Source organism: Vallitalea sp., assembly GCF_025211055.1.
Taxonomy (GTDB): domain Bacteria; phylum Bacillota; class Clostridia; order Lachnospirales; family Vallitaleaceae; genus Vallitalea.
The window spans coordinates 119,525-145,139 of sequence record NZ_JAOARO010000099.1; the positions used below are offsets into that span (position 1 = coordinate 119,525).

21 protein-coding genes are annotated in these 25,615 nt (G+C 29.1%); 19 read left to right on the plus strand and 2 right to left on the minus strand.

Annotated features, from left to right (window positions below; all coding sequences use genetic code 11):
- The first annotated feature begins 10 nt into the window (after positions 1 to 10).
- On the plus strand, positions 11 to 1,984 hold the full coding sequence (locus N4A55_RS16245; protein ID WP_293758413.1) for a magnesium chelatase subunit D family protein: 1,974 nt from the start codon (positions 11 to 13) through the stop codon (positions 1,982 to 1,984).
- Between the two features lie 22 nt (positions 1,985 to 2,006).
- Here N4A55_RS16245 and N4A55_RS16250 read toward each other — a convergent pair whose 3' ends face one another.
- Together N4A55_RS16250 and N4A55_RS16255 are read right to left on the minus strand one after the other, a co-directional pair.
- Complete coding sequence (locus N4A55_RS16250; RefSeq protein WP_293758414.1) at positions 2,007 to 2,276, minus strand: hypothetical protein; 270 nt, start codon at positions 2,274 to 2,276, stop codon at positions 2,007 to 2,009.
- A gap of 59 nt (positions 2,277 to 2,335) precedes the next feature.
- Positions 2,336 to 3,322: a hypothetical protein gene (locus N4A55_RS16255; RefSeq protein WP_293758415.1), complete on the minus strand. Its 987-nt coding sequence runs from the start codon at positions 3,320 to 3,322 to the stop codon at positions 2,336 to 2,338.
- Positions 3,323 to 4,009: 687 nt separating this feature from the next.
- On the opposite strand from N4A55_RS16255, the gene N4A55_RS16260 reads away from it, so the two are divergent.
- From N4A55_RS16260 to N4A55_RS16345, 18 genes are all read left to right on the plus strand, one after another.
- Positions 4,010 to 4,873: a carbohydrate ABC transporter permease gene (locus tag N4A55_RS16260; RefSeq protein ID WP_293758417.1), complete on the plus strand. Its 864-nt coding sequence runs from the start codon at positions 4,010 to 4,012 to the stop codon at positions 4,871 to 4,873.
- Position 4,874: 1 nt separating this feature from the next.
- Positions 4,875 to 5,696 carry a carbohydrate ABC transporter permease gene (locus N4A55_RS16265; RefSeq protein WP_293758420.1) on the plus strand — a complete coding sequence of 274 codons (822 nt, stop codon included), beginning with the start codon at positions 4,875 to 4,877 and terminating at the stop codon, positions 5,694 to 5,696.
- 38 nt (positions 5,697 to 5,734) lie between these two features.
- Complete coding sequence (locus N4A55_RS16270) at positions 5,735 to 7,036, plus strand: ABC transporter substrate-binding protein (protein ID WP_293758424.1); 1,302 nt, start codon at positions 5,735 to 5,737, stop codon at positions 7,034 to 7,036.
- A gap of 13 nt (positions 7,037 to 7,049) precedes the next feature.
- Positions 7,050 to 8,177, plus strand: a complete 1,128-nt coding sequence (locus tag N4A55_RS16275; RefSeq protein ID WP_293758427.1) for an ROK family transcriptional regulator — start codon at positions 7,050 to 7,052, stop codon at positions 8,175 to 8,177.
- Between the two features lie 74 nt (positions 8,178 to 8,251).
- Positions 8,252 to 10,555, plus strand: coding sequence for a phosphodiester glycosidase family protein (locus N4A55_RS16280; protein WP_293758430.1), 2,304 nt, complete (start codon positions 8,252 to 8,254; stop codon positions 10,553 to 10,555).
- 468 nt (positions 10,556 to 11,023) lie between these two features.
- On the plus strand, positions 11,024 to 12,130 hold the full coding sequence (locus tag N4A55_RS16285) for a U32 family peptidase (protein ID WP_293758433.1): 1,107 nt from the start codon (positions 11,024 to 11,026) through the stop codon (positions 12,128 to 12,130).
- 18 nt (positions 12,131 to 12,148) lie between these two features.
- On the plus strand, positions 12,149 to 14,401 hold the full coding sequence (locus N4A55_RS16290) for an excinuclease ABC subunit UvrA (protein WP_293758435.1): 2,253 nt from the start codon (positions 12,149 to 12,151) through the stop codon (positions 14,399 to 14,401).
- A gap of 19 nt (positions 14,402 to 14,420) precedes the next feature.
- Complete coding sequence (locus N4A55_RS16295; protein WP_293758438.1) at positions 14,421 to 15,923, plus strand: ATP-grasp domain-containing protein; 1,503 nt, start codon at positions 14,421 to 14,423, stop codon at positions 15,921 to 15,923.
- 88 nt (positions 15,924 to 16,011) lie between these two features.
- Positions 16,012 to 17,265 (plus strand): MFS transporter, encoded by a 1,254-nt coding sequence (locus N4A55_RS16300; protein ID WP_293758441.1) that lies wholly within the window; start codon positions 16,012 to 16,014, stop codon positions 17,263 to 17,265.
- Between the two features lie 54 nt (positions 17,266 to 17,319).
- Positions 17,320 to 18,465, plus strand: a complete 1,146-nt coding sequence (locus tag N4A55_RS16305; RefSeq protein ID WP_293758444.1) for a hypothetical protein — start codon at positions 17,320 to 17,322, stop codon at positions 18,463 to 18,465.
- 16 nt (positions 18,466 to 18,481) lie between these two features.
- A complete protein-coding gene (locus N4A55_RS16310) occupies positions 18,482 to 19,408 on the plus strand; it encodes a radical SAM protein (protein ID WP_293758447.1) in 927 nt (308 codons plus the stop codon).
- Positions 19,402 to 20,295, plus strand: a complete 894-nt coding sequence (locus tag N4A55_RS16315) for a cysteine synthase family protein (protein WP_293758449.1) — start codon at positions 19,402 to 19,404, stop codon at positions 20,293 to 20,295. The genes N4A55_RS16310 and N4A55_RS16315 overlap by 7 nt, the downstream gene beginning before the upstream one ends.
- 12 nt (positions 20,296 to 20,307) lie before the next feature.
- Entirely contained in the window at positions 20,308 to 21,435 is a 1,128-nt protein-coding gene (locus N4A55_RS16320) for a radical SAM protein (RefSeq protein WP_293758450.1), read from the plus strand.
- On the plus strand, positions 21,435 to 22,163 hold the full coding sequence (locus tag N4A55_RS16325; RefSeq protein ID WP_293758451.1) for a class I SAM-dependent methyltransferase: 729 nt from the start codon (positions 21,435 to 21,437) through the stop codon (positions 22,161 to 22,163). Before N4A55_RS16320 ends, N4A55_RS16325 begins: the two co-directional genes overlap by 1 nt.
- Positions 22,164 to 22,167: 4 nt before the next feature.
- Positions 22,168 to 23,028: a hypothetical protein gene (locus N4A55_RS16330; RefSeq protein ID WP_293758452.1), complete on the plus strand. Its 861-nt coding sequence runs from the start codon at positions 22,168 to 22,170 to the stop codon at positions 23,026 to 23,028.
- Positions 23,018 to 24,223, plus strand: a complete 1,206-nt coding sequence (locus N4A55_RS16335; protein ID WP_293758454.1) for an alanine racemase — start codon at positions 23,018 to 23,020, stop codon at positions 24,221 to 24,223. Before N4A55_RS16330 ends, N4A55_RS16335 begins: the two co-directional genes overlap by 11 nt.
- Positions 24,224 to 24,466, plus strand: a complete 243-nt coding sequence (locus tag N4A55_RS16340) for an acyl carrier protein (protein WP_293758456.1) — start codon at positions 24,224 to 24,226, stop codon at positions 24,464 to 24,466. It begins immediately after the preceding gene.
- Positions 24,467 to 25,612 (plus strand): radical SAM protein, encoded by a 1,146-nt coding sequence (locus N4A55_RS16345; RefSeq protein ID WP_293758458.1) that lies wholly within the window; start codon positions 24,467 to 24,469, stop codon positions 25,610 to 25,612.
- The last annotated feature ends 3 nt before the right edge of the window (positions 25,613 to 25,615 follow it).

Genomic DNA, 25,615 nt, shown 5'->3' on the forward strand with positions numbered 1-25,615 from the left:
GTGTATAACTATGAATAAATCAGAAGTGGTATTTCCTTTTGCAGCTATTGCTGGACAGGAGAAAGTTAAGAAAGCTCTTATACTTAATGCGGTTAATCCTGCGGTTGGTGGTGTTTTGATAAGCGGTGAGAAAGGTACAGCAAAGTCTACTTTGGTAAGAGGGTTAGCTGATGTAATTAGAGAAAGTGTTGTTAATCTTCCGTTGAATATTACTGAGGATAGGCTCATTGGGACTATTGATATCGAAACAGCAATTTCTAGAGGTAAGAAAGCTGTAGATTGTGGTGTTTTACAAAAGGCTAATGGAAATATTTTGTATGTTGATGAAGTTAATCTTTTGAGTGAACATATTGTTAATTGTTTGCTTGAGGTATCATCTTCGGGTGTTAACAGAATTGAAAGGGAAGGATTATCTTTCAGTCATGAATCTAAGTTCATATTGATAGGGACAATGAATCCTGAGGAGGGGTATTTGCGTCCTCAATTTATTGATCGATTCGGGTTATATGTGGAGAGTAGAGGTTCTAAAAATATTCAGGAGCGTAAGGAAATAATAAAGAGAAGGCTGGAATATGAAGAAAATCCCATTGGGTTTATTGAGGATTGGCAAAAGGAAAATCATAGAATACGTGATGAAATAGCTAATGCTAGAGAGATTATCAGAGATGTAGTGGTAGATGAAGAACTATTGTATTTTGCAGCCGATATTGCTAAAGGGGGAAATTGCTCAGGTCATAGGGCTGAGATATCAATAGTGGAAACAGCTAAGGCAATAGCAGCACTTGATAGGAGAAAAAATGTTATTAGTGATGATATTGAAGAGGCGGCAGGTTATAGTTTACCTCATAGGATAAGAGAGATACCTAATGTAAATGAATCTAGGAGAGACACAAATAATAATGATAAGGACACTAATAGAGATGAAACACAGAATAATGCAAGTACAAATAATAGTAAAACTGATGATATAAGAAATAGAGATATAGAAAATGATTATATTAGCCAAAGGGATAATACTAATGATGATTTTATGAATAAAAGAGACAATGATTTAACTGATGAACAGATTGGTGATACTAGTAAGAAAAATAATAAGAGTAATGAATCAAGTAATGAACCTCATTTACAAGAAAAGATTGAACAACCCTTATATAACGACAAAATTATTCCCCTGGAAATAAAATCTACAAATAATACTAAAAAGGTAAAAGGTACTGGAAAAAGAACTAAAGTAAAGAATGATCCTCAAAAGGGTAGATATATAAAATATTCCATACCTAAAGGTAAAGTTAGTTCTATTGCATTTGATGCAACATTAAGGGCTGCATTACCTTATCAAAAGTTCAGGAATAATGATAAAGTATCTATAGTTATTGATAGGTCAGATATAAGAGAAAAAATAAGAGAGAGAAGGACAGGGAGTACAATATTGTTTGTAGTTGATGCAAGTGGTTCTATGGGAACAAAACAACGAATGAGGGTTGTGAAATCAGTAATCATTTCAATGTTGAATGATGCTTATCAAAAGAGGGATAAAGTAGGTATGATTGCTTTTAGAAAAGATAAAGCAGAAGTTCTACTTCCAATAACAAAAAGTGTAGATATGGCAGAAAAGAGGCTCAAGAATATACCTACAGGGGGAAAAACTCCTTTAGCCTCTGGGTTATATGCAGCTTATGAATTGCTAAAATCATATAAAGTAAAAGAACCTGATACGGAGCCTTTGATGGTGCTTGTTACAGATGGCAAAGCTAATGTTTCGTTGAACAAGGGTAAGCCTATAGATGATGCATTACATATGGCTAGGATGATAAGAAATGAAGGTATACAAACTATGGTAATTGATACAGAAAGTGGTTTTATCCAATTAGGGTTAGGTAAAAAATTATCAGATGAAATTAATGGAGAGTATTATAAATTGGAAGATATTAGGTATAAAGAATTAAAGGATGTTATTAATAGAGGCAAGGGGAGAGTAACTTGATTCTCCCCGTATATTAAAATATTTATTCTTGAAAATGTTTAATCAAGCATGTAATTATTATTAAATACACTATTGAGATAAAAGCATATAATATTTTATTTGAAGTTAAGATACATAAATCAGGTAAATAACGATTCAATAAAACAGTGATAATATACCAACTAATAAATGATACAGTTTCTGATATTAAATCTGCCATATTATCTTTCAATAATGCTTTAATAAAAGAAGCTAATGAAATTATAGTTATACCTATAACAATTCCTATAATATTCTCAAATAAGAATTCCATTAAATTATTTCCTTTGTTTTAATATATTGTTTTAATAAAAAAGAGGTTATAAAAATCAATTAAAAATCTGCTCTAAATCTAATTACAACTTTGTCGTTATATTTAGAAGTTATATCGCCTGTTACATCTCTTTTAATATGTGATTGCCAAAAACCTCTTTTAGCTTCTTGTTCTAACCAATCTATATCACCAAAATGGGGAGAATTTACTCTACCGCTTTCAGTATAAGTTTTTCTAACCATTTTATTTGAATTTTTATCGTAATAATTACAGTCATCATATTGATTCCAAAGAGCATAATCAGCTGATGAGGAATTATCCCATGCTTCATCATAAATATTATAGACTTGTTTAATTTTTCTAGTCCAACAACAATTCAATGTTATATAATATGAACTGCTTTTCGAGGTTCCAATAGAATTTAAATCAATTCCTAAGGCTGTTAGTATTTTCCATGAATGTTTTGTTACAGATCCCACTACTATATTAAAAGTTTTATTTAATATATCTGCCATAGATTTATAATATGGAAATCCTGTATATTTTTTATACATATTTTCAGTATGTGTTTTAGCCATCCTAGGATCATTTTCTGCATATAAATATATGGTTCTAAATTGCCAAGGGTATGTCTCAAATGTATATGTATCATCTGATACTAGGGATATTCTATTATTTTGCTTTGAAAGTTGTTGAGTTTCAGAAACAATTATTGTAAAATATTCAGGTGTTTCAGTTTCAAATAGAGTATTAAAATTCATCTTTAATTTCTTTTGAAGTTCTGTATAATTGTTTTTACTAACATTATAAATTTTTAATCCAGCTTTTTCTAATTCATTATTTATCAAAGGATAATTTTTTTCTGATAATGTTAATTGATTATTACTAAAAGTACTGATGTTTTTATTTAAGATATTTTGCATATGTTTAAATACTAAATCATCACATTTTTTTTCATATGATATGTTTGTAGATTTAGCAAATATTGATGTAGTAGATGTTAATAATAATGATACAAGTAAAATTATTGATAATATTTTTTTCATGTTATCCTCCATAAAGTTAACTAATTTTTTTGATTTATTATGCTATAATTTATGTAGAAAATCAGTAAATATTGTGTAAAAGACTAGTATAAAAATAGTAAATTAAATACCTCTTTTTATATTAAACAAAACAATTATATATCAATGTAACATAAAATGTCAAGTTATATTAAAATAAAAAAATAAAAAGGATTAATGTCGCTATTTATCAAAAATATTGAGTTTGAGTCTGAATAATTGATTAAGCAAAGCTTTTACTTTTTTAGATACTATTTGTTTGAGTTAATTATAATAAATCTATTACGAAATATCATCAATAACTTAATTCTTTTATAAACCAAAGATTAACTCCGTCATATAATTTCTTTATAACCTTTTGACTCATAGTTTTTTTCCAAACTATGGTCATAGATACAGAAAGCGGGTTTATCCAATTAGTGTTAGGTAAAAAATTATCAGATGAAATTAAAGGCTTGCAAGTAGGTTTTGGTTAGAATCTTAATAAAATCTGTTAATATTAACTATACTATATATATTATTATAATAAATATATTTAGTATAGTTTTTTTGTGCATAATTACAATTAATCAAATCATTAGAAAAAATATGTTGACAAATAACTACAAAATATTTATAATGAAATTAATTAATCAAGTCATTTGATTAATAGAGAAAGGAGGAATATTCTTGAATAAGAAAAAATACACACCCTACTTATTAATTGCACCAACATACATTTTATTCATAGTATTTTTCATAATACCTCTTATATATTCTTTTAGTCTTACGCTTGTTGATTGGAACGGATTTTCAATAGACAAAGTATTTGTTGGATTTCAGAATTATATGAGATTATTTGATGATAAAGATTTTCTTAATGCTCTTAAAAATACTTTGATATATGCAGCTATTACAGTGCCATTAAGTGTTTTTATATCATTAGTACTTAGCTATATAATGGATGAAACAATAAAAGGATATCAATTTTTGAAAGGTGTTTTCTTCTTGCCACATATTGTTTCACTTGTTGCTGTAGGGGTTGTGTGGTCTTGGATTTTCTTACCAGATAAATATGGTTTGTTAAATAGTATTTTATCTGTATTTGGTATAGGACCTATGAAGTGGTTTTCCGATCCTAACTTGGCTATGCCGGCACTTATCATCATAGGAGTTTGGAAAAGCATAGGTTACAACATGGTAATATTTATTGCCGGACTGTTATCTATATCCAAATCTATCAATGAGGCAGCTGAGATAGATGGAGCTAATAGCATTCAGAAGTTTTTTAGAATAACTATGCCACTACTTAGACCCACAATGTTTTTTGTTATAGTATCAAGTACAATATATTCATTTTTTCAAATATTTGATATTGTAAAAGTAACAACAAATGGAGGACCTATAGGAAAAACAGAGATGCTAGTTACTTATTTATATAAAGTTGGTTTCGTTGAGTATGAAATAGGATATGCATCTGCTATAGCATTTGTATTGTTTGCACTAACTGTATTAATTACAGTAATTCAGAAAAAATTTGTTGAGGAGAATTGATATGACTATGAAAAAAATATCTAAGTATATTATTTTATATGGAATAGCGATAGCAATGATATTACCTTTTTTATGGATGATATCCACATCATTCAAATCAGCAAATGAAATCTTTACTATTCCTATAAAATGGATACCAAGCAGTTTTAATTTTAAAAATTTCAGTAAAGCAATATCTAGCTTTCCATTTGTTAGATTCTTTATAAATAGTGTTACAGTTACAATATTTATTATAATTGGGCAGTTAGTAACATCAGTAATGTCTGCCTATGCATTTGCAAGAATGGAATTCAAAGGTAAGAATTTACTATTTATCATTTTGTTAGCTGGCTTAATGTTACCAGCACAAACAATTATGATACCAATGATATTAATACTAAAAGAATTACATTTATTAAATACTTTGCGAGGAATAATAATTCCATTTACATGGAGTGCATTGATAGTATTTTTATTAAGACAATTCTTCATGAAGATACCAAAAGAAATAGAAGAAGCGGCTATGATTGATGGGTGTTCCACTTTTAGGATTGTTACTTCTATCGTTCTACCTATATCAAAGCCAATTTTATCTACATCTTTTATATTAATATTTATCTATGCTTGGAACCAATATTTTTGGCCTTTACTAATTGTAAATAAAGAAGAGTTATATACATTACAATTGGGATTAGCTTATTTTAAAGAAGTTAATGCTATTGAAACTGATTGGGGAGCATTAATGGCTGGAACAACATTAACTTTATTACCAGTTATAATCGTATTTGTAATTTTTCAGAAAAAAGTAATAGAAAGTATTGCATTTTCTGGAGGTAAAGAATAAATTAAAAAAAAGTTAAAATGACTTAAGGAGGATTTAATATGAAAGGGAAAAAAATAGTCACTTTATTATTAGCAACTCTATGTGTAGTATCATTATTATTTAGTGGGTGTAAAAAAGATACAACAAAACCAGATGCCAATAATGATAAAGGGAAAGATGTAGTAGAACAAAACGAAGATAAAGATACACAGGAGAAAGTTACTGTTGAATTCTGGCATGGATATACAGCAGAAAAAACAGAAGTACTTGATGAAATGGTAGCAAAATACGAAAAAGAAAATCCAAATGTAACAATAAACGCTAAGTTTGTTGCAACTGGAGAAGAAATGTTACAAAATGTTCAAACAGCTTTACTTTCAGGAGAAGAACCAAATATGCTTTGGGGATATCCTACATGGACTGGAGTATTAGAGAGTTCAGGAAAACTTGTTGATATAGGAGCAATAATAGATGATGAATTAAAAAGTGATTTACCTACAGGTTTATTAGAAGCTGGTAAATACAAAGAAAAAATCTATTCAGTACCAATTGAAGCGGGAACTTTATATCTAATCTATAACAAAGATATGTTTGAAGAAGCAGGAATTGATAATCCACCAACAACATGGGAAGAGTTATATGATATTTCTAAAAAATTATCAGATGGAGAAAGATATGGAGTTTGGTTACCTATAGCACCTAATGAAAGAACTACTTGGACATTTGAGACATTCTTATGGCAAAATGGTCAAGACGTGCTTAATGCAGAAGGAAACAATGTTGGCTTCAACAACGAAAAAGGTTTAGAAGCATTAGAATTCTATACTAAGATGATTAAAGATGGATATGCACCTACAGCGGTTGGTCAAGACCCATTTATTGACAAACAAGTAGCTATGGTGTACGCTACACAAGGAGCAGCTAATTCTTATATTAATAAGTATGAAATGAATGTGGGAGTAGCAATGTTACCAGGAAAAGATAAATTAGCTACAGGATTAGGTTCAAACCACTATTTCATGTTCAAAAGCGATGATAAAGTACAACAAGAAACTTTGAAGTTTATAAAATATATGACAACTGGAGAGAACCACGCAGAATGGGCAATAAGAGCAGGTTACTTACCAGTATCAAATTCAGCTAGAGAAAGTGATAAATATAAAAAATTCGGTGAAGAAAATCCACATATGATTGAAGCTGCAAAAGCATTAACATATGGAGTTGCTAGACCACCTATTGAAGAATATCCAAAATTATCTACAGCTATCTCAGAAACTATTGAAAAAATAGCTATAGGTAATATGACACCTGAAGAAGGAATGAAACAAATACAAGACGAAGTTAATAAAATATTTAAATAAGTAGGGATAATATATGATTAAAGTTACTAGCCCAGATTTAATGAAGATCAATAATAAAAAGCAAATATTAGAGATGATCTATTCAGAGAAAAATATCTATAGAGCACAGATTGCTGAAATGACTAATATGTCTAATCAAACAATTACTAATCTAGTAAAAGAGTTATTGAACGAAGGGATCGTCAAAGAAGTTACTATTGAAAATAAATCAAAAGGGCGAAACCCAATGGCATTATCTATAAATAATGAGAATATATGTTCAATAGGAGTAGAAGTATCAGTAGAAATGATTAGTGTAGGTTTGTTTGATGTAGACGGTAATATGTTAAATCTCAAAAATTATACCAGATCTAATATAACTAGTAATGTTCTTGACATAGTTAAAAAATTATTAGAACAAGTAATAAGTAATTGTGTTAGTAAGAGAATTCTAGGTATAGGAATTAGTATTGAAGGGATAGTTGATTCATTAAGCGGATTAGTAATAAAATCAAAAAGTCTTGGATTAGATGGAATTAATATTTTAAAAGAACTGGAATACCTAGGTATTCCAGTTCTAATAAAAAATGATGTTAATATGTTAGCTGAAACAGATTATGGAAAAGAATTATTAAATAATTACATGCTTATTAAATTAGATTCAGGTATTGGTGCAGCTCTTGTTTTAGATGGTTATTTATTAAAAAGTAGTCATACAGCTGGTGAGTTTGGACACGTAAAAATCCATTCAATTAATAAGCCAAAACTATGTAAGTGTGGACAATATGGATGTTTAACAACAGAAGCATCTATCTCTGCAATTGAAAGTAAAACAGGATTATCATTTGACGATTTTATTAAGCAATACAAATTGGGAGATAGCAAGATACAATCTATTATTAACGATGTTTCAAGATATATATGTGAACCATTGATTAATATTATAACTTTATTAGATTTAGAAAGAGTTATATTAACTGGTAAATTAGTTAATGCTTTGGGAGATGAATTTATAGATTCAATTAAACAGTATATAGATGATTCTCTTAATAGCTTTAGTTCATATAAAGGATTAAAGATTTTAAATAATGTTAATGTGATAAAAAGGTGTTCTAGTTATGTGTTTTACGATTATTTTTTGAATTGGAAGGAGCATTTATAATAATGAAATATATGACAATTATAGTTGCTTTTTATAATACATAAATAAGTATCATTTAAGAAGAGGGATAGATAATGTATATAGCAGATAAGAATTTTATTCAAGGATGTTTTAGAAGAAAAAAGTATACTGGTTATCAAAAGATAAAACAATATCAATATATAGATGTAACAGCAGATATAACAACAGCAAATAAATATATAAAAGATGAATTTGTAGAAAAACTATATAAAACAAGATTAATTGGAGACATGCAATATAATGAATATATAAATGAATTAAAAGATTTTTTTATGAATTTGGCAGATATGAATGATATAACTGATGTAATGATTTATAATAAAATAAATAAAAAAAGATATAAATATTTTGGGCAAAGCTGTTTAGATTATATAAAAGAAGTTAGGAGTAGTTTTTATACTCATAATTCTTATAAAGAGATAAATGGAATAGACCAAAGTGATATTTTGAATAAATTACAAGATAAGAATAAAAATGTATATTTAGTGATTGACAATTATACATATATTGTACAACTAATGACATTCATAAAAAAGATAAAAGACAGGTTTAAAAAAATATATATTATTACAAAAGAAAATGATAATTTTGCTTTTATACCTACTAAAAAAGATATGATAAGATATATTCAAATGTTTGAACAAGATATGAATATTGAAGATATAACCTTTATAATAGATAAAGACTGTGACTATGGATTTGATCTTAGTAAGTTAGAAGTTGAAAGTGAAAATGATATACTAATTGGGTTTGGAGAATGGTGCTTAGAATCTTTCAAAGAGCTTAATATAGACGCCTTTGTATGTTGTAGATCAGAAAAATTAATAACTAGAGCATTGACCAATGCACTTAGTGAGGATGAGACGCACTTTATTTATATCTATAAGGGTTATAATATATTTAACTATGTAAGTATGGTAGAAAAAACAGAATTAAATTATAAAATGTTAAGTTGGATATACGATATTATAGGTATGAAAGCATATGAAAAAGATATAGATACTTTGTTTAAGAAGTTTCCTAATGTATTTTTTAACTCTAATTCCCATAAAATAATAGAATTACAAAATAGTGATAATCTAAACAAAGAAGAACCAAATGATACATATAATAAAGAAGATATTAGACAGCAAAAGATAAAAAAACATATTGGTGATAATTTCAATGGTATCCATCTAAATGATTATGTTTTTAAAGATAAATGGTCAAATGATGTAAAAGTGAATTATATAGAAATAGAGAATAAAAAAGATATTAATATTAAAATTGATACATTTACTAAAGCAGTTGATCCAAGAGGGTTCTTTAAAAAGCAAAAAGAAGGCAATTATATTGCTTCAAACTTCTTGTTTTTTATTACCCCTAAGACAATAGAGTTATATAATACACTAAGAGATACAAGAGACAAAGAAAAAATTAATAAATATGGCTGGCATATTGACTACAAATATGAAAATAACAAAGTAAAACCAGTTGAAACATTCCCATTATATAATAAAGCAGCTATTGGCAAAAGAAAAAATGGTGGTATAGAATTCTTTAGAAAACACTTATCAGCTGGTAAAATGATTATTAACGATACTAAGATACAATGGGATGATGAAGATATTAATGCAAATGATGAAAGAGATATAATTATATATACACCTATGGGTGAGAGTAAAAATGAAGTAGATTATAATAGATACACTAAGACAGTAGGCGAGAATAGAGTAAATATTATATGTGTTGATGATTTTATTGTTACCATAAGAAAAGGAGATGTAGTATTACCTAATATAGGTGTAGTTATATCTCTTAGTATAGAAAAATGGGAAAAGATATTCTCTGATGCTATATATGACAAAGATGGATATATGGAAACTAAGGATATCTCTCATCAATTATATCTAAAAGATTCAGATGAATATGAATGGTGTTATGGTGGAGGAATGTTTTTGATATATGATGGTGAATCATTTGACACTTGGACCAAACTTGAAGAAGAATTCTATCAAGAAGGATGGTTAACAAAATTATCCATGCAGACTCAAGAATCTGAAATTCATAAAATTGAAAAGCATCCAAGAACAGTCATCGGTGTAACTAGCAATAATAAGTTTTTTATTATGGTTTGTTCAGGGCGAAGCAAAAAAAGTGCTGGAGCTAATTATTATGAATTAATTAAGACGGCAAAAGATATATTTGGAGATATTGAATATCTTATGAATATCGACGGAGGAGGATCTTCTTTTTTAGCATATATAACACAGAATGAATTATTTGAACTAAATGATATCGCTCATTCTAATAATACATGTGCAGGTGTAATAAGACCAGTTAATTCCATTATGACAATTGACTTAAATGATAAATAATTAATATTGAATATAATATAATTACAAAGTTAACATAAAGACCAGTGAAAAGTCTTTGTGTTAACTTTTTTTTACTATTATCAACTTAAATTTATAATGAATTATAACACTATTGATTTAATATTATAAAATTGTATAATAAATATGAAAAAAATATTGCATTAATTTGCAAAATATGCTAACATTTACAAAGTGAGCAAGAATATAAAAAATAAAAAAGAATTATAGAAATAAAACATAAATCATACATTTTTAATACATTACAAGTCGATCTAGAAGAAGTTCTCTTTATAAAGCATACTAAAGATTGAAAACTTAATATTTTAGCTAAAGTAAAAGGATTAATTAACAGATACCTAAGAGATTGTATCATAGGAAGTAATATTATGGTTAAAGAGTACTTTTTAGTACGATAGATTATTGTAATGCTTCTTGATATGAAACTTAATTATAGGAGGATAAATAGCAATGTTTTTAAATATACCAACTAATTGGGATAATGAAATTTTAAATACCGTTGAAAAGATTAATAGTAGTTCTCAATTTAATTATAAGGTTGGACAGATATACGGATCGTCATTAAATGATATAGGATCTGGTAGATTAGATACACCTATGGTAGAGGATATAGTATTAAAAGATCACATTAACAAATGTCATGAATTAGGTGTAATGTTCAATTTTGTTATAAATTCACCTTCATTAGGAGGTATAGAACATGACCAAGTACATCGGGAAAAAATACTTGATGTTATTAGATGGATTAGTGACTTAGGTGCAGATATAGTTACTGTTTCCATACCTTTTCTTGGTGAGCTAATTAATCATCATTTTCCACATCTCAAAGTAAAGATGTCTACTATTTTAGATGTAAGAAACGTTCAAGGTATCCGATTATTAGATCAATTGGGACCTAATATTCATAGTATTACATTAAGCCGTTTTATTAACCGAGAAATGCAATTGTTAAAAAATATTGTCCATGAAATCGACTTTGAAGTTGAATTATTAGCTAATTCGTTTTGTTTACATAATTGCCCTTATCAAAAGTATCATGCAGATTTGGTATGTTGGCAGGCAAAAACAGATAAAAATTGGAAAGAACCTTTTCAAGATTACCGAGCTCTAGGATGTGATGGAATAAGGTTTAGAGATCCATCAGAGTTAATAAAAAGCCCGTGGATAAGACCAGAAGACTTAATAATATATGAAAATCTGGGGATACATTCAATTAAAATTGCTGGAAGAACATTTCCAACACAATGGATCGTAAAGATAATTAAGGCTTATGCAAAAGGATCATATGATGGTAATCTATGGGAACTCATCATGCCATTTCATCCTGTTTATGTTGATAATAAATTACTTGATGGATTCATAGACTATTTTAGTAGGAAGAAATTTGATTGCGGTGTTAATTGTGGAACATGTACATATTGTAATGAAGTAGCAGATAAAGTGGTGACATTTAACGAGGAGAAAGAAGAATATTTAGAAGACTTAGATAAACGTTTAGAGGGAAGAATTGATAGGGAGTTACAAGTACAACCTTATTTAGCTCAGTCAAGAATATAGATAAGGAGTAAGATGATAATGGATAATATTATTTTAAAAGGGGCTAATAAACATAATTTGAAAAATATTAGTTTAGAAATACCCAAAAATCAACTAGTAGTTTTTACTGGAATATCAGGCTCGGGAAAGTCATCTATTGTATATGATATTTTATTTTCTGAAGCACAACGACAATATTTGGATTCACTAAGTACCTATGCACGAACGAGCTTGCCAAAATTCTCAAAGGTTAATGTTGAACAATTAGAGGGGCTATCCCCTGCTATAGTGATAAATCAACAACAGCTAGCAAGAAATCCACGCTCAACTGTAGGGACAGTGACAGAGATATATAATTATATAAGATTATTATTTTCCCGATTGGGGCAACCAATTATTGACTCTGGTGATTTTTCATTTAACACTCCATCAGGAGCCTGTCCAACCTGTAAAGGAACAGGTGAAGAATTAGTACTAGATTATAATAAGCTTATAGATACCAATAAGTCTTTAAATGAAGGAGCTATTAAACATAGAACCTGGAAAGTTGATGGACGACTATTTAATATAATAAAGGCAACTCAATTGTTTGATATGGATAAGCCATTACATGATTTTACAGAAAAGGAGATAACGACACTTCTTTACTCCAAAGCACAACAATTTAATAATAATGCAGTAGGTTTTATTCAAAATTTTTCTTTTGAAGGGATTGTAACAAGAATTATAAATAGACATAGCGATGGACGTGGATTAGTAGGCGTATCATATGATTCAAAGTTTTTTATGCCAAGTGTGTGTAAAGAATGTAAAGGATCACGTATTAATGCAAAAGCTCGCAGTGTTACTTATAAAGGTAAGACAATTGTTGATTTAGTAACTATGGAAATTTATGAATTATTAGAGTTTGTAAAAGAAATATCGGATTCCATAGCTTATGAAATAAAAGAGTACATCATTAATAAATTAGAAATATTAATAAAAATAGGTGTTGGCTATTTATCATTAAGCCGTTCAGTAGCAACTTTATCTAATGGAGAGTCTCAACGATTGAAATTAGGAAAACAATTAGGTAATTCTCTAACCAATCTTATGTATATATTAGATGAACCTACAGCAGGTTTACATGCTAGAGATAAGGAGTTTGTTATACAAGCAATGAAAGAACTTGTAAAAAAGCATAATACAGTTATTGTGGTAGAACATGATAAGCAAGTAATTTCAGATGCAGATTATATTATTGATATTGGCCCAGGTGCTGGAGTAAATGGTGGGAAAGTTGTCTATCAAGGAAATTATAAAGGATTAATTGAGAATAAATCAATTACTGGTAATTATATGAGCAATAGAAAAGTAATTACACGAAAAGACAGCTTACGTACCCCACAAGATTATTTTCATTTTGTAGCAAATAATAACAACTTAAGAGACGTATCAATAAAAATACCAAAAAAAGTACTTACATGTATTACAGGAGTTTCAGGATCGGGAAAAAGTTCTCTAATTGGTGTATTACTAAACAAGTACGAGGACATTGTTGTTATTGATCAATCACCAATTGGATCTTCTCCAAGATCAAATTCTGCTACCTATACAAAAGCATTTGATGATATAAGAAAGCTATTTGCAGAAGTTTCTGGTCTAAGTCCTTCTAAATTTGCATTTAATAGTAAAGGAGCTTGTCAACAATGCAAGGGTTTGGGTTATGAGATTGTCAATATGCATTTCTTAGGTAATATTAAGAAAGTATGCGAAACATGTAATGGACAACGTTATTCAGATGAAGTATTAACTTATAAATACAGAAACAAAAGTATATCTGATGTACTAAACATGACTATAGAAGAGGCAGAAAATTTCTTTGATGTAATATCCATTAAAAATAAGCTTAATATTCTGTCTTCAGTGGGATTAGACTATTTATTATTGGGTCAGTCCTTAGATTCTCTATCAGGTGGAGAAGCACAGCGTTTAAAATTAGCAAGTGGGTTAAGTAAAAAAGGTAAAACATATGTACTTGATGAACCAACAAGAGGATTGCATATGGCAGATATTGCTCAACTTCTTGTCCTTATTAATGATTTAGTTAATGCAGGAAATACAATTATTGTTGTAGAACATAATTTGGACTTCATTAAAAATGCAGATTGGATTATTGATTTAGGTCCTGAAGGAGGGAAAAACGGGGGCAGAATTATTGCAGAAGGTTTTCCAGAGGATATAATAAAAAACAATAATTCGTATACAGGAAGATATTTAAAAAAGCATTGTTTGATACAAAATTATTACTAAGTACTAGGGAGGGAAAACAATGAAATCAGATAAATATATTGTCGTTTGTGGAAATATAATCACAGGTAATGAACTATATTTAATTAAATCATTAGGTTATAAAAGTATTTTAATTAACTCTAATACATGGATAAGTTTAGATAAAGCTCTAGAAGCAGATGTACCTGTTGAAGTGAATTTAAATGATGAAGAAAAAGTACTAAAAAAGATAGATGAACTAAAGGAAAAATATAATATTGTAGCTGTATTTACACTTCATGAGTATAGGGTACCTATGGCTGCCAAAATAAAAGAACATCTGGGGCTGCCTTATGGATTAAGCTATGAGGCAGCAATGAAATGTCGAAACAAAAAAGCGACAAGAAAAACATTAAAAGGTTTAGGTAAAGATTCGGTAAAACATGCAATAATAAGAACACTTGAAGAAGCAAAAGCTTTTGTTAATGTTAATGGTTTACCAGTGGTAATAAAACCTTCTAATGATGCAGGGAGTAAATTAGTAGCCTGTTGTTCCACAATGTCAGAGGTAGAGGAAGCTGTATCAAATATAAGAAATGTTAAAACTAATTTAGTCGATATAATGCTAGATCCAGAATTTCTGATTGAGGAGTTCTTAGACGGACCTGAATTCAGTGTTGAAACAATTACATATCAAGGTGAACCAAGAGTTATTGCAATTACCTCAAAAAAAATATTGTCCCAAATAGCTCCAATAGAAGTAGGACATACAGTACCAGCTTCTCTAGACTTAGTTGAAGAAGAAAGTATTAAAAGTATTGTAATTAAGGCACACAAATTATTAGGTATTAGCGATACAGTAACTCACACAGAGATTATACTTACAAAAAATGGACCACGAATCGTTGAAGTAAATGCTCGTCCAGGTGGGGATAATATTTCCTTATTAGTCGAAGCAGTTACAGGAGTTAATTTATATGCTTCAAATATATTACTTGCATTAGGAAAAGACATAATCACTGATAGTCAGCAATGTACGGCTTCTAAGGCAGATATTCGTTACTTTATTGCAGAAGAAGATGGCTATGCTAGGATTAGTGACTTATCAGATATTTATAATAATGCAAAAGTAAAAAAAATAGATTTAAATATAAAACATGGAATGCAAGTTAAAAAATCAACGAATAACTATGATAGACTTGGTTGGTTTATATGCTTTGACGAAGAAGATGAAATAATAAATGAGATAGCACAAATAGTAGAAGTTCAAAAAGAACCTTTACAAGAAATATTACCAGAAGAAAAGATATCAGAAAAAAAGGAAGACTGGAATTTAGACAACTTCCAGAAGATGAATATTGATATATCTTCAAAAGATAATATATCTGCACGTGAATACGCAATGGCAGTTTTAATGCGTGGGCTATTATCTGATAGTGATCACAAAAAAGTAAGGGCAGTTATATATGCTAAAAGTATTGGAATTTCTAATGAAGAAATCTACAGGTTATTCTCTTCAGTATCAGATATAGATCAAATACTTAATTATAAGAGTATAAGTTGAACATAATAATAACGTATTGTCAATGTATCAAGGAGTCATTTAAGGGGGGGAAGAGGATTCTACTTAAAGTGAAAGGAATCCATTTATAATGAAAAGTATAAAAGATGTTGCAGGAGTTTTTATAAGTATTCCTCGTAAAATCCAAATGTTATTATTAGCGATTTTCGTAACAAATATAGGAAATGGAATACAGGCAATAGCCATGAGCAAATGGCTATATGATTATACGGGGAGTGCTCTTGCTTATGGAGGAGTTATTCTATTAGATTATGTGCTTTCTTTTTTAGTACAATTTATATCAGGAGCTTTAATTGATAAAAGTAATCCTAAAAAAGTCTACATTTTTTGCGATATCATAAGGGGTGGCATTTTTATTACTTTAAGTCTATTTTTAGATAGTTCGTCAGCATTGATTATTGTTAGTGTTTCTGTCGCTATTGTTAGTCTGATTAATTCTATATATAGAACGTGCTACTTCAAATTACTGCCTATGTTAGTTGAAGATTCATCGAAGTTACTTATGATTAATGGAATATCATCAACAGTTATTCAAGGTGGACTATTACTAGGTATTGCTATAGTAGCTCCATTATTGATAATAGGCGGAACAAAATTAGCAATCATTATAAATGCCATTTCATTTTTTGTTTCTGCACTCTTAATGTGGCTAATTAAATTTGAATATATAATAGAACCTGTAAAAAGTATTAAGAAATTTAATTCTATACTAAGCGATTGGTATCAAGTATTTTTACATATTAAAGCAGATTCATCATTGTTACTTCATCTTATTGTAAGTACTGCCAATGTTATGGTAGTTAATTTCTTTAATATACTATTAGTACCCATGGTTAAAACTTGGTATCATAATGATTCCTACTATATATCTCTATTTGATGGAAGCTTTACTATTGGTGCTGTAATAATTGGTATTATTATAAGTAAGATATATGGTAAATTAGGATTACGTTCATCAAGTTGGTTAAGTTTAGTTGTTCAAGGTATAATTTTCTTCTTACTTTTTATTAATAAAATTACTTATATAAGTATAGCTCTAATAGCTTTATTAGGTATGACAAATGGTTATTCTGGTTTGATTTTCCAAACCACATTACAACAGAGAGTTAGCCATGATATGAAAGGGCGAATTGCAAGCTTTAAACATCTATTGATCTCGGTGATATCATTAATACTTATTCCAATTGTATCTAAATGTTTGGATTTATCTATTTCGTTGGGACTTATTTGTAGTGCAATTATTATTGGATTGTATGGTACTATAGCATGCTTCCTTAATTATTCAAATAAATTTGGGGATAATTATTTAGAAAATCAAGTTTAAAAGTTGTTGGTTGGTAAAAATATTTTGAAAGGAATAATACGAGGGTGAGTATAAATGAATGAAGACACCTTTAGAAAGAAGTATAAGGTTAAGGGAAATGTTAATACAATATTAAATGAAATGATTAAGGGACTTCGGCAAAAACGTCCAAAAGTCCCAAGTGAATTGACATATACAATCTTTGAAGCAGGGAGTTTCGCACAGATTTGGTTGCAGACAAAAGGGTGTGCTTATTCCAAAGCAGGAAGTTGTAGTTGCTGTGATTACTGGGAAGGTGCAACTATTGTAAATATTGCTGATGAATTTAATAAAGCTTTGGAGGAATTAAGTGAGAACATAGAAATTTTGCTTATAGAAACATCAGGAAGTGTTTTAGATGAAAGTGAAATTACTATGGAAGAATTAAAAAAAATACTTGAATATTCAAAGAAACGAAAGTTTAGCAAAATAATTATAGAAACACATATAAATACATTAAATGAAAAAAAGCTTGATTTAATAAAAGACATTATGGATGACACAACGGTTTGTATTGAAGTGGGAATTGAATCTTTAGATAAACAAGTTCTTCAATACTCATTAAATAAAATGAGCGTTGTGGGATTGAAAAAGCTAAAACAATATATAAACCTTGTACACGAAAAAGGATTCAAGTTTATTGCTAACGTTATGGTGGGTGTTCCTTTTTTAACTTTGGATAATCAAATAAAGGATGCTGTTAATAGTATTCATCAGCTTTTTGACTTTGGTGTTGATTTTGTCATGCTTTTTCCTATTAATATAAAAGAATATACGTTGGTTTACTGGCTTTATCAAAATAATTTATTTGATCCTGTTTATGGACAGACTATTGTTGAAGTCCTCAATCAGGTTAGTAAGGAGTTGTTAAGTAGAATTGATGTTGTATGGTATGGTAATCGAAAACAGGAAAACCCAGCATATCAACAAGAACTTCTGGGACCTTATTATTGTGATGAGTGCAATGATAGAATGATGAACTTTTTCCAATCTTTTAATCAACTAATCTGTAATAAAGATAGAGTAGATTTATTGGAACAATGTTATCAATTACCATGTCAATGTAAAAGTGAAATCAGAAAGAAATTATCTAAAGAATGTGTAGAAGAAAGAGATTTCTATCATATGTTAGATACTTATTATGAACAGATTAAAAAGTATAGTTTAATGAATATAGAATAATTTGAGGATGGATAATATGAAAAAACAAAGATTAGATTTACATTTGTATACAAACGAATACTGTAATATTCACTGTAAGCATTGTTATAATGATAGTGGGGATGCAAGATTCAAGAAAGAGATACCGTTGGAGAATATTAATAGTATTATTCAAGAGTTGTACGAAGCTTATGATTTGGATATTCACATAGAAGGTGGGGAAATTTTTCTTAGACCTAAGATCTTTAATACATTAGCTATATTAGATAAAGAAATTCTCCAGTGTATGACAATTACAAGTAACGGTACTATTTTTATGGATACACCAGATGTGCAATATGTGTTAAAGCATATAGAAAATTTCCGTATTTCTGTAGAAGGGCATACTAATGAACTTAATAGCGTCCTTAGAGACTGTGATGTTCTAAAAGTATTAAATAATGCAGAGAAATACCAAAAAATGGGAGCAAATATTGTTTTAAGAATCACATTACATAGAGGAAATATTCAAACCCTTATAAGAGATACACTACCAGCTTTGGCTAATAGAGGATTTCATAATTTTCAGATATACGAGTTGCAGTCAGTTGGGCGTGGCGACGGTCTGGATTATTGTATTAGAGAAGAAAAAGATTTTAACGATTTTATTGATACGCTTATTGAATATCTTCCCACCAGAATGAATGTAAAACTTATGTTTAATAAGAGTAGAGTAAAAAGTATTAACTTAAGAAAAAACGAATTAATTAAAGCTGAAATTCAAGTAGAGGAAATAGAACCTAATTTAAGTTTAAGTATAAAATCAGATGGCGGAGTTAACATTTGTCCCTGGGATACTTTTGGAGATGTATTATTTAATATACATCATGAAAATAATTTAGTAAAACGCTTAAATCAATTTAATTTGTTACATGACTGTGAGCACTGTTCAAAGATTAAGATGAAGGTAGGAAAGACATGTTAAAAGATATAGAAGAATATAATATTGGTAATACGCCAATGTTTGTTATAAAACTAAAAAATAACAATTGGCTATACATAAAATTAGAAAAATTTAATTTTCTAGGGAGTATAAAAGCACGTACTGCCTATTATATGGTGAAGAATTTATGTGATATAAAGCATAAGTGTGTTGTTGAATCAACATCTGGGAACTTAGGTATAGCTTTAAATTACTTCTTAAAAGAGAGAGATATTAAGTTTTTATGTTTGATTGATGAATCCATTAGTGATGACAAACTAGATAAGATTAAAAAAAGTGGAATTAAATATAGAATGGTAAAAAAACAAGAGAATCTTGATTTTAGAAGCTCTCGAATAAAATTAGCTAAAGATCTTGAAAGGACAGGGTTTTATCATTGGACCAACCAGTATGATAATGAGTATAATATGCTAGCAAATTTTAAATACACTGCTCCTGAGATTTGGGAAAACTGTAATGGAAATATAGATATTTGCATTTGTCCAGTTGGATCGGGAGGAACAATATCGGGTATAGCAAAATATATGAAAGAAAAAAATGAGAATATAAAAATAATAGGTGTTGAGCCAGTAGGATCCACTATATTTGGAGGCGTAGAAGGCGATTATATTAATGCGGGAACAGGTTTACGAGGGCCATCAGGTCTTATTAAGAATAATCGATGTTTTATAGATGGTTATTATCAGATTGATGACAAGGAGTCTATTCATTATTGTAAGGAAATTATGGAACAATATCAGCTAGAGCTTGGTATTTCATCAGGAATGACCTTTGCTGCTGTTATGAAACATGTAGAAAAGGTGAGTAATAAGCATATTGTTATGATATCTCCAGATGGGTTAGAAAACTATAAAGAGCTGATTGTTTAAGGAGAGGGTAACGTGAATATAGTAAACGAGTTTATAAAACAATGTGATAAAGAAATTAAGAAAAAAAGAACTATATACTGGGATGAAAATACAGTTTATAGTATTAGAGAAAATCCAGCCGATTCTTTTGCAGGATTATGGTTTAGAACACAAGGTTGTAGCCATGATAGAAGTGGTGGCTGTGTAATGTGTGATTATAGTATAGGACCAATAACCAGTGGAGATATGATGATAGAGTATGTAAAACAAGGATTGTCAGAGATTAAAAATAGCTATGATACTTTTTTAATTTCTCCATCAGGTAGTATGTTAGACCACAAAGAGGTTCCTGCTGAAGCTAGGCAAAAAATATTTAACTTATTAGCTAAAACCAATCATAGATCGTTTACTTTTGAAACACGAATAGATACTATTAATGAAGAAGTAATAAAAGAAGCAAAATCTATTTTTGGGGATAAACTTAATAAGATATTTGTCGGTATTGAATCAAAATCAAATTTTATTAACAAATATTGTATTAATAAAGGTATAACGCTAGAACAGATTACAAGGAGTATAGAGATACTACACAAATATGATATTGTTCCAGTTGGAAATATATTAGCTGGGATACCTTTATTGACTTATCAAGAAAGTATAGACATATGCAGAGAAACCATTAAATGGTGTAGTGAAAATAAGGTTAAACCTGCAATTTTTGTTACACATGTCAAGGATAATACTATGTTAAAAAAAATCTATGAAATGGGACTTTGTGATGAGCCCAATTTATGGCTACTTATAGAATTATTATTGCAATTACCAGAAAATATTAACCCAGATATATGTTGGTATAGAACCTACGATGCTTTTAACTTAATAAAAGCAGCAGATACTTGCCCTAAATGCTATCATAAAGTGCTTGATGCATTAGATCAATATACACAATATAAAGATAAGGATATTTTACGCCGATTAGACTGTGATTGTCGATTACAATGGAAAGAAGCATTAAATAAGAAAAAAAATAATTTACCAGATAGAATAGTTCATACTTATTGCCAATTATCAAAGAATATTTTTGGTGAAGAATATTGGATAAAATATGGCAATGCAATAGAAAAAATGATATATGATGATTATAGTGTGGAGGTTGGCTGATGATTGAGTATTCAAATATAGCAAAGTACTATGATCAATGGTCCTCGGGTGATAAATATTGGAATGTAACGAAAGATTTTTATGTTGCAGAGAGCAAACATTATGAAGGACCAATTGTAGAATTAGGAATAGGCACAGCTCGTATCACCACTGAAATACTAAAAAAGTATTCAATAGATATTATAGGAGTTGATCGGTGTAAAGAAATGCTAGAAGAATCAAGAAGAAGGATAGCGAAAGAGGGACTATTAGATAAACTGACATTACTACATCAGGATTTTGTCCATTTACAATTGCCTTATAAGAGTAAATACATATTTATGCCATTTAGAACATTTGGACATTTGCCTTGTATACAGACGAGAAAAAAAGCTCTAACATCAATATACAATAATCTTTGTGAGGGTGGAGTTTTCATCTTTGATCATTATATCTTAGATGAAGAGTGGGCAAAATCAGCTAATAATAGAAGAATAAAAATGTATGAAAGTGATGACATACTAATTGAAGATCTATATACATTTGATTTTAACAACAAGAAGCTACATTGTTCTGTGTTCAAAAATAATACTTTACTTGAAAGTTTTGATTTCTATTGGTTTCAGCCGTCTGAAATTATGCAAATAATTAAAGATGTAGGATTCAAGGTAAAAGCATTATATGGAGATTTTCATAGGAATCAACTTACTAAAGACTCATATAATCAAATATGGGTATTGGAAAGGTGAAAGTATGTATAAATATTTAGGGAAAAGCTTAGATGGTTTTCAAGGTGCTATGCAAATGTTATTTCATGATAAAGGATATGGTGAAGTAAAGGATATAGACTGCATTGCTTTGAGAAATTGTTCTATGGAGATACAGGATAATATGTCATTTTGGTTCTCTCCTTTAGTTAAGACAGAAGAAGCAATAAATAATTTAAAAAATTTATTAGAAATTAAAGATTATATTAAAGTAAAGAAGATAACTAATGATAATATTGATGATGTGCTAACTTTTGATAACCAGCCTTTTGTTCTAGGACCAATCAACAAAAAGAGATTATATAACAAGGTTGATACACAATTTTATGATGGTAATCGTCATTATGTTTACTGCTTTTTAGTAGGAAAAGATAGGATCATCCATGAGCCTGATGGAGTACCTTACATGATGATTGGAGAAAATGAAATATTAAATTTTCTAAAAGACCGTAATAATATTTATAAAATAAACTTAGAAGTAGGTGGTAGCATAAAACAACCTACTAAATTAGAAATTCTTAAAAGGTGGATAATACGTAAAAGAGAATTAGATAAACACCCTCATAATGCATTAAATTTCGACTTCAACAAAATTACTAGAATGTCTTCTTCTAATGAACTACAGCGACAATACGCTCTACAAAATTATATGATACAGACTTATAAATTAATTAATCTACTGGATAAAAATACAAGTATAACACGAGAAGACGTTTTTCATGAACTTGCTGAGAGGATTTCTCAGATTGCCATAAGTGGAGAGATGGAAATGCTTAGTCATGTAATAGGCCAAGTTGATCAAATGATAGTAAAAGCAGTATTGGAGGAGATAGATTATGAAATTTGAATTAAAAGAAATTAACAAAGATATTCAAATAGTACTACAACATCATAAAACGCCTTTTTACTTGTACAATGTATCCCATTTACGGAAAAATATAGAGGCTATTAAAAGCATTCTAACAGAGGATATTAAGTTATGTTATTCGATCAAAGCCAATCCATTAGTTGTTTCTTACATGCAAGATTTGGTGACTTACTTTGAAGTATGTTCATATGGCGAATATGAAATATGTCGTGAATATATAGGAAAAGATAAAAAAATAATTTTTGGTGGAGTGTGTAAGCTTAAAGAAGAGATTCTAGAAGCTATTAAAGATAAACGAATTATAGTTACTATTGAATCTATAACACAACTTCATGATATTAATGAATGTTGCAAATTGCTAGGTATTACAAAAGAAGTATTCTTGCGAATGAGTACAGGGAATCAATTTGGTTTATCAATGGTTGACTTAGAAGAAATTATTAGCCAAAGAGATAAGTATAAAAGCATAAAAATTAAGGGAGTACAATTATATGCTAATACACAGTGTTTTCAAATTAACAAGGAGAAAGAGTACATAAAACAACTTTTTGAAGTAATAGATCAGTTAGAAAAGAATTATGGATACAAGATTAACATTATTGATTATGGTGGGGGAATAGGTGTCCCATATTATAAAAAAGATTTAGAAAAAACTAATTGGGAGGAGATGTTACAAGCCATTTCTCAAGAATTAAGAGATAAAAGTAATGGACGTCAAATAATCTATGAAGCAGGACGTATTATTCCAGCTAGTTGTGGGATCTATGTGAGTAGTGTTTGCGATCAAAAAATTAATAATAAAAGAAGATATTCAATTTTAGATGGTGGAATCAATCATATAAAATATTATGGACAAGCCTTTGGAGGTAGGAATGTGATTGCTAAGGTTTTGAATGGACAGGAGGAAAAAGATATCTATACTGTTTGTGGACCTTTATGTACATCAAACGACATTTTACTAAGACAAATGGAGTTAGCAAAACACAACATAGGAGACAAAATAATATTTCTCAATGCAGGGGCATATTGCCAAACAGAGGCAGCTGGACTTTTTCTAAGTAGAGATTTACCAGCTATTTTCATAATAGATGAAAATAAAACTGTTAAATGCGTAAGAAATAAAATAAAAACTTATACAATTAACAGTACATTGACTAATAAGGAGAGAAAATAAATGTTAGAAAAAGTTATTACAATTATTAAAGACATATTGGACACAGAAGAGAGCATGAATGGAGAAACACATTTATTGGATGATTTAGCGATGGACTCTATTTCTATGTTGTACTTACAGATAGCTATTGAAGATAAGTTTAATGTTAAATTTGATCCACTAGAAGATGAATTTGAGTTCATTTTTTCGAATATTAATAATCTATGTGTAGCAATTAATAAAAAAATAATAGGAGTAGTGTAAATGCAAAATAATTTTTTAAAAGAAATTACAAAAAAAATCCATAGCGAGAGAACCCCTCTTAATATAAATCAAAAAATCTATCATAGACATGAAACAGTTGATGGTGGTGTATTTTGTGAGATTTGGTTCATGACAAAAGGGTGTAAGCATGATAGAGAAGGTGGATGTACTATGTGTAATTATGGTAAAGGGCATGAAGTAGCGGATGATGAAATTATATCCCTAATAAAAGAGACATTAGACAAGCTTCCTCTACCATTAAAACAATTGGTTATATCCCCGTCAGGAAGTATGTTTGACGATGAAGAAGTATCCCCATATTTGCGAGAAGAGATATTTAGATTAGTTTCAGAATATAACTGTGAAAAGTTTATAACAGAGAGCAGAGCTGATACGCTAACAAGAGAAAAACTAGATAAGATGAAGAACATTATTAATCATAGCAATATTGCCATTGAGTTAGGGCTAGAATCTGCCAATCCGTGGGTGTTAAAGTATTGTATTAATAAAAATTTGGCTTTAACAGATTTTAAAAATGCAGTTGATTTAATAAAGGAAGCTGGATTACAGGTAACAACAAATATATCTTTGGGTTCAGCTTTCTTACCAGAAGAACAAGCTATTAAAGATACTTTGAGTTCTATAAAGTGGGCATTTGAAGCTGGTGTTGACACGGTAGTTGTTTTTCCTATTCATATAAAGCCAGGGACTCTTATAAATGCTATGTATAAAAATAATATGTATGAATGTATCTCACTGTGGTCTTTAATTGATGTTTTACAAAAAGCACACAATCAATTTGATCAAAGGGTGGAAATATCTTGGTATAAGAACTACTATAATGATAAGAAAAAAATAGTTTTATCACCAACAACTTGCTCAAAATGTAGAAAAAGTATTATTGATTTGTTGGATGAATATAAGGATACTTGTAGTAGTGAAGTAATACAAAAGCTTGTAGACATTAAATGTGACTGTAAGACACAGTGGCAAGAGAAAATATCAAATAATAAGGTAGATACCTTAGAGCAAACTCTAAATTATTATGAAAAGCTCGCTGCAATATTTGATATTGATAGAGAAATACAAGAAGAAATTATTAGAGATGCAAGAATTAATTCATATATTTTGAATAATTGCGAGTAGGTG

Coding starts and splice junctions, on each gene's coding strand:
- N4A55_RS16245 (WP_293758413.1), top strand. CDS start 11: ATGAATAAATCAGAAGTGGTATTTCCTTTTGCAGCTATTGCTGGACAG.
- N4A55_RS16250 (WP_293758414.1), bottom strand. CDS start 2,276: ATGGAATTCTTATTTGAGAATATTATAGGAATTGTTATAGGTATAACT.
- N4A55_RS16255 (WP_293758415.1), bottom strand. CDS start 3,322: ATGAAAAAAATATTATCAATAATTTTACTTGTATCATTATTATTAACA.
- N4A55_RS16265 (WP_293758420.1), top strand. CDS start 4,875: ATGACTATGAAAAAAATATCTAAGTATATTATTTTATATGGAATAGCG.
- N4A55_RS16270 (WP_293758424.1), top strand. CDS start 5,735: ATGAAAGGGAAAAAAATAGTCACTTTATTATTAGCAACTCTATGTGTA.
- N4A55_RS16275 (WP_293758427.1), top strand. CDS start 7,050: ATGATTAAAGTTACTAGCCCAGATTTAATGAAGATCAATAATAAAAAG.
- N4A55_RS16280 (WP_293758430.1), top strand. CDS start 8,252: ATGTATATAGCAGATAAGAATTTTATTCAAGGATGTTTTAGAAGAAAA.
- N4A55_RS16285 (WP_293758433.1), top strand. CDS start 11,024: ATGTTTTTAAATATACCAACTAATTGGGATAATGAAATTTTAAATACC.
- N4A55_RS16290 (WP_293758435.1), top strand. CDS start 12,149: ATGGATAATATTATTTTAAAAGGGGCTAATAAACATAATTTGAAAAAT.
- N4A55_RS16295 (WP_293758438.1), top strand. CDS start 14,421: ATGAAATCAGATAAATATATTGTCGTTTGTGGAAATATAATCACAGGT.
- N4A55_RS16300 (WP_293758441.1), top strand. CDS start 16,012: ATGAAAAGTATAAAAGATGTTGCAGGAGTTTTTATAAGTATTCCTCGT.
- N4A55_RS16305 (WP_293758444.1), top strand. CDS start 17,320: ATGAATGAAGACACCTTTAGAAAGAAGTATAAGGTTAAGGGAAATGTT.
- N4A55_RS16310 (WP_293758447.1), top strand. CDS start 18,482: ATGAAAAAACAAAGATTAGATTTACATTTGTATACAAACGAATACTGT.
- N4A55_RS16315 (WP_293758449.1), top strand. CDS start 19,402: ATGTTAAAAGATATAGAAGAATATAATATTGGTAATACGCCAATGTTT.
- N4A55_RS16325 (WP_293758451.1), top strand. CDS start 21,435: ATGATTGAGTATTCAAATATAGCAAAGTACTATGATCAATGGTCCTCG.
- N4A55_RS16330 (WP_293758452.1), top strand. CDS start 22,168: ATGTATAAATATTTAGGGAAAAGCTTAGATGGTTTTCAAGGTGCTATG.
- N4A55_RS16335 (WP_293758454.1), top strand. CDS start 23,018: ATGAAATTTGAATTAAAAGAAATTAACAAAGATATTCAAATAGTACTA.
- N4A55_RS16340 (WP_293758456.1), top strand. CDS start 24,224: ATGTTAGAAAAAGTTATTACAATTATTAAAGACATATTGGACACAGAA.
- N4A55_RS16345 (WP_293758458.1), top strand. CDS start 24,467: ATGCAAAATAATTTTTTAAAAGAAATTACAAAAAAAATCCATAGCGAG.